Here is a 13,019-nt window from a genome sequence, read left to right on the forward strand (position 1 = left end):
CAGGTCAAAACTGTTCCACGTGGAACATCACTTGCCGATGCAGAAGCTTCCGAACAAGGTATCCAGCATCGCTTCTGTCGCGTCGATGCCCAGAATTTGCCCAAGTGCGCGAGTAGCAAGACGCAGCTGTTCACCAAGGATGAGCGGGTCATCTTCGTTCTCGTCGAGCGTCGACAGGGCTCGCCGGCACGCGTCCCGTTCGCTTTCACGAAAGGCAAGCGCGTCGCCACGCGGCATCAGGTGTTCGGCACGATCGGCGATGATGCGCCACAGCTGCTCAATACTGGCTAGATCGCCCTGCGAGACGGCGACCTCCGCGTCCGGCACCGGTGCGCGACCCGCCTGGTCCGCCCGCGCCCTCACCCAGATCGCGCCGGGCCGTGGCGGCTCGTCGTCTCCAAGCCACAACAGGATATCCGCGCGGGCGACCGACGCTTCGGCGCGCGTCACGCCGATCCGCTCGACGGGATCGGCGCTCTCGGTCAACCCGGCGGTATCAGTGAGGACATAGACCAGCCCCGCGCGCGTCACCGTCGCCTCGATCCGATCGCGCGTTGTTCCCGCGATCGGCGACACGATCGCGAGCTCGCGCTGGCTTAACAAATTAACCAGCGTCGACTTGCCGCTGTTCGGCGGACCAGCGAGAACGACATGCACGCCGTCGCGCAACCGCTCGACTGCGGGGTTGTCGAGCACCGCGCGAAGATCGTTGGCCAGCGCCACTTTACCTGCACGGATCGACGCGAGCGCGGCATCATCGGCGGCGACATCGTCTTCATCCGCAAAGTCGAGCTGCGCTTCGGTCAGCGCTGCCAGCATCGCCAGTAGATCGAGCCAGCCGCGCACGCGCTGGCTAACGATGCCCTCGGCCGCCGCCAGCGCTGCGACCCTTTGCCTCTCGGTGTCGGCGGACAGCAGATCGGCAAGACCCGACGCCTCGGCGAGATCGATGCGGCCGTTGGCAAGCGCGCGCCGGGTAAACTCGCCGGCAACGGCGGGCCGTAACCCGGGCTGCACCGCCAGCGTCGCCAATACTGCGGCGATCACCGCGCGGCCGCCGTGACAATGCAGCTCGGCGAGATCCTCACCCGTCGCCGTCGTCGTCCCGGGAAAGGTCAGCACCAGCGCGCGATCGAGCAAGGCGCCGCCATCGCTACGCAACGCCCGCACCCGGGCGCTGCGCGCGGGCGGCAACGATCCGGCGATGCGCGCCACGGCCGCAAACGCCTGCGGACCGCTTACCCGTATAACCCCGATCCCCGCCGGCGCCGCGCCGCTCGACAGCGCGAAGATCGTGTCCATCAATTGCCCGTTTTCGTCGCCTGCTCGAACATCTGCCGCCACATGGCGAAACCGGCCTCGCTCATCGGCGCCCAACTTTTCATCATGTTCTCGAGCAGTTCCGGGCGGACCTGCCCGTTCATCGTTTCAAGCAGCGATGCGATGTAGCGTTCGTGCAGCGGCGTGAGGTCGGGCAGCCCCATCGCACGACGCGCCTCCTCCGGGGTCAGATCGATATCTACCGTCACCTTCATCGCATCGCCCCTTGAGCAGCCCTGTCGCGCATTGCATAGCCCAGTACGTTCCGACGCGCGAGAGGACCCCCATGGCCAAGACCATCCAGATCGAGACACTCAACGGCAACGGTACGTTCGACGCCTATGTCGCCGAACCGGCCGGAGCCCCCAGAGCGGCGATCGTCGTCATCCAGGAGATATTCGGTGTGAACGCCGGTATCCGCAGCAAGTGCGATTCGCTGGCGGCGGACGGCTATCTCGCCATCGCCCCCGACCTATTCTGGCCGATCGCCCCGGGGGTGCAGTTGGATCCTGATGTGGCTGAGGAAATGCAAAACGCGCTGGGGCTGATGGGGAAGTTCGACCAGAATGCCGGCATTCGCGATATCGAGGCGACGATCCGCGTCGCCCGCGGCATGCTCGACGACGCGCTTGCCGGCACCGGCCTCGTCAGCAAGGTCGGCGTCGTCGGCTATTGCCTCGGCGGGCGCCTCGCCTTCATGACCGCGGCGCGGACCGACGTCGATGCCTCGGTCGGCTATTACGGCGTGGGCATCGACGGCCTGCTCGACGAGAAGCATGCCATCGCCAGGCCGGTGCTGCTCCATGTGCCGGAGGAGGACCATTTCGTCGACAAGGCGGCGCAGGCGGCGATGCACGCCGGCCTCGACGACCATCCGAAGGTGACGCTGTACGATTACCCGGGCGAGGATCACGGCTTTGCGACGGAGTTCGGCGATCGGCGCTCCGATGCCGCTGCCGAGCAGGCGGACGCCCGTACCGCGGCCTTCTTCGCCGAGCATCTCGGCTGATCGACCAGAACGAAAAAGGGGGGCTCGACGGCCCCCCTTCCCTTATCCGAACAGCTTGATGACCCCGACATTGGGATCGACGACCCCTTCGTAGATCATCTTGCCGGCGACGTAGAGGATCACCAGCAGGCCGATATAGGCGATCCAGCGATAGCGCTCGATATACTTGGCGATCAGGTTGGCGGCGATGCCCATCAGTGCGACCGACAGCAGCAGGCCGATGATGAGGATGCCGGGATGGTCGCGCGCCGCGCCGGCGACGGCGAGCACGTTGTCGAGGCTCATCGACACGTCGGCGACGGCGACCGCCCAGGCGGCGGCGGCGAAGCTCTTGGCCGGACGCAGGCCGGCGGTTTCGTCACCGTCGATCTCGGGCGATCCGGCATTGTGGTTCTCGCGCAGCTCGCGCCACATCTTCCACGCCACCCACAGCAGCAGGATGCCGCCGGCGAAGATCAGGCCGATGACGCCGAGCAGCCAGCTGACCGCCAGCGCGAAGATGATCCGCAGCACCAGCGCTGCGAGAATGCCGATCAGGATGACCTTCTTGCGCTGGTCGATCGGCAGGCCCGCCGCCAGCGCACCGACGACGATCGCATTGTCGCCGGCCAGCACGATGTCGATCATCAGCACCTGAAAGAACGCCGACAGCGCGGTGGGGCTGGTGATGTTGGAAAAGTCGTTGACGATATGCTGCCAGATCTCGGCCGGAGACCCCGGCCCGCTGGCGGCGGCGGCGCTCAGCATGGCGATGATGGACACGTTTCACACTCCCGGTTGACGATCAGGTCCATAACGCAGCAACGCGCGAAAGCCATGGGCTCCCGCGCGTCGTGGTATCGGATCGGCACTTGGCTGGGCGGACGCGGGCAAAGCCACGTTTGGCCCCGGGTCCAGCCGCTGGATGCGACGGGACCCCCGACCGGCTATTGGTTCATGCTGTCGAAGAAATCCTCGTTGGTCTTCGAGTTCTTCATCTTGTCGAGCAGGAACTCCATCGCGTCGATCGTCCCCATCTGCATGAGGATGCGGCGCAGCACCCACTGCTTCGACAGCTTGTCCTTGTCGACCAGCAGCTCTTCCTTGCGGGTGCCGGACTTGCCGACGTCGAGCGCCGGGAAGACGCGCTTGTCGGCGACCTTGCGGTCGAGGACGATTTCCGAGTTACCGGTGCCCTTGAACTCTTCGAAGATCACCTCGTCCATGCGGCTGCCGGTGTCGATCAGCGCGGTGGCGATGATCGAGAGCGAACCGCCTTCCTCGATGTTGCGCGCCGCACCGAAGAAGCGCTTGGGCCGCTGAAGGGCGTTGGCGTCGACACCGCCGGTCAGCACCTTGCCCGACGACGGCACCACGGTGTTGTAGGCGCGGCCGAGGCGCGTGATGCTGTCGAGCAGGATCACGACGTCCTTCTTGTGCTCGACCAGCCGCTTGGCCTTCTCGATCACCATCTCGGCGACCTGGACGTGGCGCTGCGCGGGTTCGTCGAAGGTCGAGGACACGACCTCGCCCTTCACCGAGCGCTGCATGTCGGTCACTTCCTCCGGCCGCTCGTCGATCAGCAGCACGATCAGGAACACCTCGGGATGGTTGTCCGAGATGGCGCGGGCGATGTTCTGGAGCATCACCGTCTTGCCGACGCGCGGCGGCGCGACGATCAGCGTGCGCTGGCCCTTGCCCTGCGGCGACACGATGTCGATGACGCGCGCCGATTTGTCCTTCTGCGTCGGATCGGCGGGATCGAGCGTCAGCTTCGATTCCGGATAGAGCGGCGTGAGGTTGTCGAAGTTGACGCGATGGCGGACCGCGTCGGGATCGTCGAAGTTGACGGTGATGAGCTTGGTCAGCGCGAAATAGCGCTCGCCGTCCTTGGGGGCGCGGATCTCGCCCTCGACGGTGTCGCCGGTGCGCAGCCCGTGTTTGCGGACCTGGTTGGGCGAGATGTAGATGTCATCCGGCCCGGCCAGATAATTGGCCTCCGGACTGCGCAGGAAGCCGAAACCGTCCTGCAGGACCTCGATCGTGCCGAGGCCCATGATCTGGTCGCCATTTTCGGCCTGTACCTTCAGGATCGCGAACAGCAGATCCTGCTTGCGCAGCGTCGAGGCGCCCTCGACCCCCAGCTCTTCGGCCATGCTGACCAGCTCGGCGGGGGTCTTTTTCTTCAAGTCTTTGAGATGCATGGAAAAATCCGAATGCGTAGTCGGGGGAGATAGCTTGGGTCGGCGAAGGAACCGCAGCGACGAAAAGCTGGAGAGGAAACGCGGAGCGACCGGACGGCCGCTCTACGCGAGAGCAGGAGGTAAGAGGGGGCGGCCGGTTCGTCAAGCGGATTGGCGCGCGGGGTCCGACGAGGCCGCCGTCAGAACGGCTTTACGAACACCAGCACGACGATCACCGTCGCCGCCAGCGCCGGCACCTCGTTGAGCATGCGCAACCGCCGCCCGTCGAACCGCATCACGCCCTTCGCGAGCTTGCGCGCATAGCCGACCGCCCAGCCGTGATAGCCCGACAGCAGCAGCACGAAGAGCAGTTTCGCATGCAGCCACCCCTCGCCCCAATGCTGGCCGATGGTGGCGAGCAAAAGCCCGAGCAGCCACACCGCGATCATCGCCGGGGTCAGGATGATCGCGCGGATCTTGCCCTCGCGCTCGACCCACGATGCCGCTTCGTCGCTCCGTCCCGCGACCAGCGCCTCCTGATGATAGACGAGGTAGCGCGGCAGCATGAACAGGCCCGCCATCCAGAAGATGACGAAGATCACATGCGCCGCGACGATCCACAGATAGGCACCCGCCAGCACGTCCATCACGATCCCCTCACCCGCGCGACCAGTTGCTCGACATGCGCGATCGGCGTGAACTGGCCGATGCCATGGCCGAGGTTGAAGACATGCGGCCGGTCGGCGAAGGCCGCCAGCACCCGGTCGATGCCGTCGTCGAGCGCCGCACCGCCGGCCATCAGGGCGAGCGGGTCGAGATTGCCCTGCACCGGCAGCCCCGCCGGCAGCACCGCATTGGCCCAGACGGGATCGACCGTCTCGTCCAGTCCGATCGCATCCACGCCGGTTTCGCGCGCATAGGCGGGCAGCTTGCCGCCCGCGCCCTTGGGAAAGCCGATGATGCAGGCATCCGGGCAGCGTGCGCGCAGACCCGCGACGATCGCCGCATTGGGGGCGATCACCCAGCGTTCGAACTGTGCCGGCGACAGCGATCCCGCCCAGCTGTCGAACAGCTGTACCGCCTCCACCCCCGCGGCGATCTGGCGCGCGAGATACTCCACCGTCATTGCGACGATCGCATCCACGATCGCCTGGAACGCGCCCTCGTCGGCATAGGCAAAGCCGCGCGTCTCATGCTGGTCCTTCGATCCCTGGCCCGCGACCATGTAGGTCGCCACCGTCCACGGCGAGCCGGCAAAGCCCAGAAAGGTGGTCTCAGGCGGCAGGACCGCGGCGACCCGCTCGCATGTGCCATAGACCGGTTCGAGGCGCTCAGGCGCCCGTTGCAGCGCGTCCAGCGCGGTATCGATCAGCGGTGGCGTCAGCCGTGGTCCCTCGCCCGGCCCGAAGGTCAGGTCCTGCCCCAGCGCCCAGGGCACCATCAGGATGTCCGAGAACAGGATTGCCCCGTCGAAGCCGAAGCGCCGGATCGGCTGCACCGTCACCTCCGCCGCCGCATCGGGATCGGTGGCGAGCGCAAGGAAGCCGCCCTTCTCCGCCCGCAGCGCGCGATACTCGGGCAGGTAGCGTCCGGCCTGACGCATGAGCCACATCGGTGGCACGGCCGGTTTCGCACCGCGCAACGTCGCGAGGAGCGGCTTGTTCACAGGATCGGACAGGGCCTTCTTCCTATTAAAGAATCTTGAGAAAGGATGATGCAGTGGTTGGCATGTGGATAACGGGATAAGCGGTTTCATGCCCTAACCACCCACAGGTTGACCGGCAAGGATCGCCGATTCCCCGGGGATTCGGGATCGGCCGTCCCCGTCATCCACAGGCTGTGGATAAAACCATGCCCTGTGTGTGCAAATGTGGACAATATGCGGGTTGTCCACGGCGCGACGGCGGGTTGGCGAGGGTGCCGACTTATCCTATCCGTTCCGCCCATGTTATCCACAGAACCGTGCCTGTCGTCGGAACCCTCGCTGAGGACGCGGGCCGGCACCGCGTCCTGCGCGGGAGGGCGGGTGATATGATGCGCCTCCACCTCCATCTGCTGTCGGATTCCACCGGCGAGACGCTGGAGAACATCGCCAAGGCGGCGCTCGCGCAATATGACGACGTCGAGACGGTCCGTCATTTCTGGCCGATGGTCCGCACCGAGGCACATCTCGAACGCATCCTGCAGGAGATCGCGCAGAACCCGGGTCTGGTGATCTTCACCCTGGTCAACGTCGCCACCCGCCGCATCCTCGAACAGCGCTGCCTTGCCCTGGGCCTGCCTGCGGTCGCGCCGCTCGATCCGGTCAACGATGCGCTGTCGGGGTTGCTCGGCCAGCAGGCAAAGGCGCGTCCCGGTCGCCAGCACGCGCTCGACGCCGCCTATTTCGCGCGGGTCGATGCGATCCAGTGGACGATCGCGCATGACGACGGCATCGCGTCGGAGGATTGGGAGGAGGCAGAGATCGTCCTCGCCGGCGTCTCCCGCTCGTCGAAGACGCCGACCTCGATCTATCTCGCCAATCGCGGCTGGAAGACCGCGAACATCCCGATCGTCGTCGAGAGCCCGCCACCGCGCATCCTGTTCGGGCTGAAGAATCCGCTGGTCGTCGGCCTGACCACCAGCGCCGACCGGCTGATCCAGATCCGTCGCAACCGGCTGCTGTCGCTCAACCAGATGCCCGACACCGCCTATGTCGAGGAGGAGGCGGTGACGCGCGAGATCGCCTATGCCCGCCGCATGTTCGCCGACAACGGCTGGCCGGTGATCGACGTCACCCGCCGATCGATCGAGGAAACCGCAGCGGCGATCATCGCGCTCGCCAACCAGCGCAAGGCGGGGGTGGTGTGATCGACCACCGCGTCCCGAGGTCGTCATCCCCGCGCAGGCGGGGATCCGCCGACGCGATCGCCTCGCCTCGATCATCGCCATCAGCCAGTTTGGATCCCCGCCGGCGCGGGGATGACGAAAGCATCATATCATGACCCCCCTGCTCCTCGCCTCGCAGAGCGCGTCGCGTCGCGCGATGCTGACCGCCGCCGGCGTGCCGTTCGACGCGACCGCGGCGGGCGTCGACGAGGATGCCGCCAAGGCGGCACTGGCCGGATCGAAGCCGCGCGACCTCGCCGATGCGCTCGCCGAGCTGAAGGCGGTGAAGGTCAGCCTGCGCCAGCCCGGCCGGCTCGTGCTGGGCAGCGACAGCGTCGTCGCGCTCGCCGACGGCACGTTGCTCGACAAGCCGGAAAGCCGGGAACAGGCCGCCGAGCACCTCGCCCGCATGTCCGGCGCGCGCCACGACCTGTGGAGCGCGGCGGTGATCGCGGAGGGCGGCCGCCCGGTCTGGCGGCATGTCGAGGCGGCGCGGATGCACGTCCGGCCGCTCTCGCCCGCATTCATCGATGCGTATCTCGACCAGGAATGGCCGGCGATCAGCGGCTGCGTCGGCTGCTACCGGATCGAGGGGCCCGGTGCGCAACTGTTCAGCCGCATCGACGGCAGCCAGTTCACCGTGCTCGGCCTGCCGCTGCTCAACGTCCTCGACTATCTCCGCGTCCGCAAAGTGATCCCCGCATGACCCGTCCTTATGCCGAAGTGATCGGCGATCCGATCGTCCAGTCCAAATCGCCGGTCATCCACGGCTTCTGGCTCGACCAGCTCGGGCTCGACGCCGAATATCGCAAGACGCTGGTGACGGCCGACGACCTGCCCGCGTTCTTCGCGCAGCGCCGCGAAGACCCCGACTGGCGCGGCTGCAACATCACCATGCCGCACAAGCTCGCCGCACTCGACCATGTCGACGATCGCGGCGACGTGCGCGGCGGGATCGGCGCGATCAACACCGTCTTCCGTGGCGAGGACGGCACGCCGGTCGGCACCAACACCGATGCCGGCGGTTTCTATGCGCCGCTCGCCGGCTTCGACTTCGCCGGCAAGCCGGTGACGGTCATCGGTGCGGGCGGCGCGGCGCGGGCGATCCTGTTCGCGCTGGCGCGGATGGACGTCGGCCCGGTGACGATCATGAACCGCAACACGCTGAAGGCCGGCGTGCTGCTGTCGTCCTTCGGCCTCAAGGGGCAGGCGCTGCCGTTGCAGCCGGTGGCGCCGGCATCGGCGCTGCTGGTCAACGCCAGCACGCTCGGCATGACCGGCCAGCCGCCGCTCGACCTCGATCTCGGTGCGCTCGACGCGGAGGCGGTCGTCTACGACATCGTCTATTCGCCGCTGGAGACGCCGCTGCTCGCTGCCGCGCGGGCGCGCGGGCTGGAGACGGTCGACGGGCTGGAGATGCTGATCGGTCAGGCGGCGCTCGCGTTCGAGCTGTTCTTCGGTGCGGCGCCACCGCGCGATCGCGACGACGACTTGCGCGACCTGCTGCTGGCATGACCGGACGTCCCCTCACCCTGGGGCTGACCGGTTCGATCGGCATGGGCAAGTCGACGGTGGCGGCGATGTTCGCCGACGAAGGGGTTCCGGTGTTTGACGCCGATGCCGCGGTCCATCGCCTGCAAGGGCCGGGCGGCCGGGTCGTCGCCGCGATCGGGGCGGCGTTTCCCGGCACCACCGGCGCGGGCGGCGTCGACCGCCCTGCCCTCGCCGCCGTGGTGCTCGGCGACGATGCGGCGATGAAGCGGCTGGAGGGAATCGTCCATCCCGCGGTGGGCGAGGAGCGCTCCGCCTTCCTCGCGGCGAACGCCGCCGCGCCGCTGGTCGTGTTCGACATCCCGCTATTGTTCGAAACCGGCGGCGACCGCGCGGTCGACAGGATCGCGGTCGTCTCCGCCGCCCCCGACGTGCAGCGCACGCGGACGCTCGCGCGGGCCAACATGACGCCCGCCAAGTTCGACGCGATCCTCGCCCGCCAGCTGCCCGACGCGGACAAGCGCGCCCGCGCCGATTTCGTCATTCCCACCGACGTGTCGCTCGATCGGACGCGCGACACCGTCCGCCATGTGATCGCTTGCATGGCGCCCGCCACAGGCGGATAGAGGTGGCATGCGCGAAATCGTCTTCGATACCGAAACCACTGGCCTGAGCTTCGCCGGGGGCGACCGGCTGGTGGAGATCGGCTGCGTCGAGATGGTCAACCGGGTCGAGACCGGCCGCACCTTCCACGCATATTACCATCCCGAACGCAACATGCCGGCCGAGGCGCAGGCGGTGCACGGCATCTCCGAAGCCTTCCTGAGCGACAAGCCGAAGTTCGCCGAAGCGGCCGACGCGCTGATCGACTTCCTCGGCGATGCGCCGCTGGTCGCGCACAATGCCGGGTTCGACTTTTCCTTCCTCAACGGTGAGCTGACCCGCTGCGGGCGGCAGATCGTCCACATCAATCGCATGGTCGACACGCTGCAGATTGCACGCAGCCGCCATCCCGGCGCCAAGCATACGCTCGACGCGCTGTGTTCGCGGTTCGGCGTCGACCGGTCGCATCGCGTGCTGCACGGCGCCCTGCTCGATGCGCAGCTGCTCGCGCAGGTCTATGTCGAACTGCTCGGCGGTCGCCAGATCGGGCTGGGGCTGGTCAGCGATGCGCCGGTCGTCGAATCGGCGCAGATCGTCGTCCGCCGCCCGGCGACGGTGCGGCCGCCGCGCACGTTCCGGCCGTCCGATACGGAACTTGCGGCGCATGCGGCGTTTGTTTCCAAGTTGCAGGATCCGCTTTGGGGGGTCGCGGCGTTCGAATAACGCCAATCGGGTGAAGGCCAACAGGCCAGCTCACATCAATGGAGAAGACAATGGATATCCGGATCTCTGGTCATCAGGTCGCGACCGGCGACGCGCTCAAGGATCATGTGAGCGACCGGCTTCAGGGTATCGCCACGAAATATTTCGCCCGCGCCCTCTCGGCAGAGGTGACGTTCGGCAAGGGGCCGCACGACGTCGGCTTCAAATGCGACATCGTCGTCCACGTCATGAAGGGGCTGGTGCTCAAGGGCAGCCATCAGGCGCAGGAGGCGCATCTCGCCTTCGACGGCGCGGCCGCCAAGATCGAGACGCAGCTGCGCCGCTACATGCGCCGCCTGAAGGATCGGCATGCCAGCGAGGCGGCGGCGATCCAGGAGGACATGGGCTATGACAATGCCGGCTATACGCTGTTCCAGGAAACGGTCAGCGAGGAGGATGTCGGCGACGCGCCGCTCATCATCGCCGAAACCCGCGTCGATATTCCCGATGCCAGCGTGTCCGATGCGGTGATGATGCTCGATCTGCGCAACACCGCCGCGCTGTTGTTCAAGAATGCCGGCACCGGCGCCTACAACATGGTCTATCGTCGCGGCGACGGCACCATCGGCTGGGTCGAACCGCAGCGCCAGACCCAGCAGGCCCAGCAACCCGCCGCCAGCTGATCTGTTGCAACCCCGCCGGATCGTCTACGGGACCCGGCGGGGTCCTTTTCTTCGAAATTCGAGTCAGCCATGAACGACTTCAGCGATCTGCTGCGCCCGGAGGCGGTCTACAAGGACGTCGCCGTCGCCCATAAGAAGGCGCTGTTCGTCCAGCTCTGCACCGCCACCGACGCGCTCGGCCTCGACGGGCGGCTCACCGCCGAACGGCTGGCGGCGCGCGAGAAGATCGGATCGACCGGCTTCGGCGGCGGCGTCGCCATCCCGCATGCGCGGCTGCCGGAGATCGATACGGTCACCGGCGTGTTCATGCGCCTCGCCCAGCCGATCGAATTCGACGCGGTCGACGATCTGCCGGTCGACCTCGTCTTCATGCTGGTGTCGCCGGTTGATGCCGGGGCGGAGCATCTGAAGGCGCTCGCCCGCGTCTCGCGCCGGCTGCGCGACCGGACGTTCCTCGCCAAGCTGCGCGGCGCGGGGTCGCCGGATGCGCTTTATGCGCTGTTCACCGCCGATGCGGCGCGCGATGCCGCCTGACGCGGGCGCGGGCGCGCATTTCCGCAGCCTCGAATCGCTCTACGGCGCAGCACCGATCAACCGCCTGTTCGATTCCCGGCTGGAGATCGTCGAGGCCGGCGTGGCGCGCATCCATTTCCAGCTCGACGAACGGCATTATCATGCCGCCGGCGCGGTCCACGGCACCAGCTACTTCAAGATGCTCGACGATGCCGCCTTCTACGCCGCGAACAGCCTCGTCACCGACCGGTTCCTGCTGACCACCGCGTTCAACCTGCTGCTCACCCGTCCGCTCAAGGCGGGGCCGGTGGTTGCCGAGGGGCGCTGGATCAGCGGCAAGCGGCGCGTCTATGTCGCGGATGCGCGGCTGATCGATGCGGATGGCGAGGAAGCGGCGCGGGGCACCGGCACCTTCATGCGTTCGCAGATCGCCTTGTCCGGCCTGCCCGGCTACCGTCCCGCGTGACCGGGCGATGACCGCCCGCCTGCCGACGCACCTGACCATCGGCGTGCTCCTGCGGCGGGTCAACGACGCCGGCGGCATCGCGATGGTCCGCGCCAAGGGCGACCCGCAGGGTGGCGCGATCCTGTTACTGATCGAGGATCGTTCAGGTCCCGTACGGGTTCTGGAACGCACGATCGGCATGGATGGAGCAATATCCCTGACCGATTCGGTCCCATCCGACGGCGCCGAATCCTATTGGCGGCGGCGGCGGATGAACGATCCCGATCTGTGGGTCGTGGAACTGGACATCCCGGAAGCCGAACGGTTCGCCGCTGAAACGATCCTGTCGAATTGACACATGACGCTGCTGTGACGATGGCCTCGCGCACAGTGAAAGCGCGTTGTGCCGCGCCTGGGTGCGATCCGGGTCGGTGACGCAGTCGGGGGGATGCCCGGACGATCGGCCAGCCGATCGGGTCCGTGGTCCAACCGCATATCGAATACGTTAATGACGATTATGCAGCGCGCCGCGGCCATCGCGGTGATGACTTTTTCTCTGGCGGGCCTCATCAGCCACAGCTCGCCAGTCCGGGCCTCGGACCTCAATCGCGGTGCGATTCCGGCTCCGACCTCGACTCTTCAGGGTAACAACCTCGCGGCCCCCGTATCGGTTCCCGCAGTCGACACCCCCGCTCCTGCTGCCAGCGTCACGCCGCAGTTCGGCCCCGCCCAGGCGGTGATCCAGCCCCTCCCCGCGGTCGCGATGACCGAAGACGACGATTACGACAGCCTCGCCGAAGCCGTTGCAGCGCAGGATAGCGCGCAGGTCGACGCGACGCAGCGCTGCCTCGCCGGCGCGATCTATTTCGAGTCCAAGGGCGAGCCGCTCGCGGGCCAGCTCGCCGTCGCCAACGTCATCATCAACCGTTCGAAGTCGGGCCGTTTCCCGGCCGACGTCTGTTCGGTCGTCAAGCAGCGCGGCCAGTTCAGCTTCGTGCGCGGTGGCGAGATCCCGTCGATCGACGAGGGCCGCACCGCCTGGCGCACCGCGCTGGCCGTCGCGCGCGTCGCACTCGATGCGGAATGGGACAGCCCCGCTCCCAAGGCATTGTTCTTCAACACGCCGGATCGTCGCCCGGGCGGTAACGTCACCAAGATCGCGATGATCGGCAACCACGTCTTCTATCGCTGATTTCGACCGGCGATGCCGGCGGGGCTCTTGC

17 protein-coding genes are annotated in these 13,019 nt (G+C 67.0%); 11 read left to right on the plus strand and 6 right to left on the minus strand.

The window, feature by feature from the left end; all coding sequences use genetic code 11:
- Positions 1-27: 27 nt before the first annotated feature.
- Positions 28-1,302 carry a tRNA uridine-5-carboxymethylaminomethyl(34) synthesis GTPase MnmE gene (gene mnmE / locus AC1RTO_RS14170; RefSeq protein WP_493161453.1) on the minus strand — a complete coding sequence of 425 codons (1,275 nt, stop codon included), beginning with the start codon at positions 1,300-1,302 and terminating at the stop codon, positions 28-30.
- Complete coding sequence (locus tag AC1RTO_RS14175; RefSeq protein ID WP_493161454.1) at positions 1,302-1,535, minus strand: DUF6489 family protein; 234 nt, start codon at positions 1,533-1,535, stop codon at positions 1,302-1,304. The genes mnmE and AC1RTO_RS14175 overlap by 1 nt, the downstream gene beginning before the upstream one ends.
- A gap of 71 nt (positions 1,536-1,606) precedes the next feature.
- Here AC1RTO_RS14175 and AC1RTO_RS14180 point away from each other — a divergent pair, with 71 nt between their 5' ends.
- On the plus strand, positions 1,607-2,329 hold the full coding sequence (locus tag AC1RTO_RS14180) for a dienelactone hydrolase family protein (protein ID WP_493161455.1): 723 nt from the start codon (positions 1,607-1,609) through the stop codon (positions 2,327-2,329).
- Positions 2,330-2,371: 42 nt separating this feature from the next.
- Here the strand turns inward: AC1RTO_RS14180 and AC1RTO_RS14185 are convergent, their stop codons facing one another.
- The 4 genes from AC1RTO_RS14185 to hemE all read right to left on the minus strand — a co-directional run bounded on the left by AC1RTO_RS14185 (position 2,372) and on the right by hemE (position 6,157).
- Positions 2,372-3,076 carry a TerC family protein gene (locus tag AC1RTO_RS14185; RefSeq protein WP_493161609.1) on the minus strand — a complete coding sequence of 235 codons (705 nt, stop codon included), beginning with the start codon at positions 3,074-3,076 and terminating at the stop codon, positions 2,372-2,374.
- Positions 3,077-3,255: 179 nt separating this feature from the next.
- The gene (rho, locus tag AC1RTO_RS14190; protein WP_293875928.1) at positions 3,256-4,512 is read right to left on the minus strand and encodes a transcription termination factor Rho; all 1,257 of its coding nucleotides are present in this window, start codon (positions 4,510-4,512) and stop codon (positions 3,256-3,258) included.
- Positions 4,513-4,691: 179 nt separating this feature from the next.
- Positions 4,692-5,138, minus strand: coding sequence for a CopD family protein (locus tag AC1RTO_RS14195; RefSeq protein WP_493161456.1), 447 nt, complete (start codon positions 5,136-5,138; stop codon positions 4,692-4,694).
- Entirely contained in the window at positions 5,138-6,157 is a 1,020-nt protein-coding gene (gene hemE, locus AC1RTO_RS14200) for a uroporphyrinogen decarboxylase (protein ID WP_493161457.1), read from the minus strand. Before hemE ends, AC1RTO_RS14195 begins: the two co-directional genes overlap by 1 nt.
- Positions 6,158-6,522: 365 nt before the next feature.
- Between hemE and AC1RTO_RS14205 the strand changes: the two genes are divergently transcribed.
- From AC1RTO_RS14205 to AC1RTO_RS14250, 10 genes are all read left to right on the plus strand, one after another.
- Positions 6,523-7,341 carry a pyruvate, water dikinase regulatory protein gene (locus AC1RTO_RS14205; protein WP_293875925.1) on the plus strand — a complete coding sequence of 273 codons (819 nt, stop codon included), beginning with the start codon at positions 6,523-6,525 and terminating at the stop codon, positions 7,339-7,341.
- 130 nt (positions 7,342-7,471) lie between these two features.
- On the plus strand, positions 7,472-8,065 hold the full coding sequence (locus AC1RTO_RS14210) for a Maf family protein (RefSeq protein ID WP_493161458.1): 594 nt from the start codon (positions 7,472-7,474) through the stop codon (positions 8,063-8,065).
- Entirely contained in the window at positions 8,062-8,874 is an 813-nt protein-coding gene (locus AC1RTO_RS14215; protein ID WP_493161459.1) for a shikimate dehydrogenase family protein, read from the plus strand. The genes AC1RTO_RS14210 and AC1RTO_RS14215 overlap by 4 nt, the downstream gene beginning before the upstream one ends.
- A complete protein-coding gene (gene coaE, locus AC1RTO_RS14220; protein ID WP_493161460.1) occupies positions 8,871-9,476 on the plus strand; it encodes a dephospho-CoA kinase in 606 nt (201 codons plus the stop codon). The genes AC1RTO_RS14215 and coaE overlap by 4 nt, the downstream gene beginning before the upstream one ends.
- Positions 9,477-9,483: 7 nt before the next feature.
- Entirely contained in the window at positions 9,484-10,176 is a 693-nt protein-coding gene (gene dnaQ, locus AC1RTO_RS14225) for a DNA polymerase III subunit epsilon (RefSeq protein ID WP_493161461.1), read from the plus strand.
- A 50-nt stretch (positions 10,177-10,226) separates the two neighbouring features.
- A complete protein-coding gene (gene hpf, locus AC1RTO_RS14230; protein WP_493161462.1) occupies positions 10,227-10,838 on the plus strand; it encodes a ribosome hibernation-promoting factor, HPF/YfiA family in 612 nt (203 codons plus the stop codon).
- A 69-nt stretch (positions 10,839-10,907) separates the two neighbouring features.
- Positions 10,908-11,372: a PTS sugar transporter subunit IIA gene (locus tag AC1RTO_RS14235; RefSeq protein ID WP_493161463.1), complete on the plus strand. Its 465-nt coding sequence runs from the start codon at positions 10,908-10,910 to the stop codon at positions 11,370-11,372.
- The gene (locus AC1RTO_RS14240) at positions 11,362-11,817 is read left to right on the plus strand and encodes a PaaI family thioesterase (RefSeq protein ID WP_493161464.1); all 456 of its coding nucleotides are present in this window, start codon (positions 11,362-11,364) and stop codon (positions 11,815-11,817) included. The genes AC1RTO_RS14235 and AC1RTO_RS14240 overlap by 11 nt, the downstream gene beginning before the upstream one ends.
- A gap of 7 nt (positions 11,818-11,824) precedes the next feature.
- Complete coding sequence (locus tag AC1RTO_RS14245; protein ID WP_493161465.1) at positions 11,825-12,151, plus strand: DUF1491 family protein; 327 nt, start codon at positions 11,825-11,827, stop codon at positions 12,149-12,151.
- Between the two features lie 153 nt (positions 12,152-12,304).
- A complete protein-coding gene (locus AC1RTO_RS14250; protein WP_493161466.1) occupies positions 12,305-12,988 on the plus strand; it encodes a cell wall hydrolase in 684 nt (227 codons plus the stop codon).
- Positions 12,989-13,019: the final 31 nt, after the last annotated feature.

The sequence above is a fragment of the Sphingomonas sp. GW821-FHT10F09 genome (assembly GCF_058809195.1).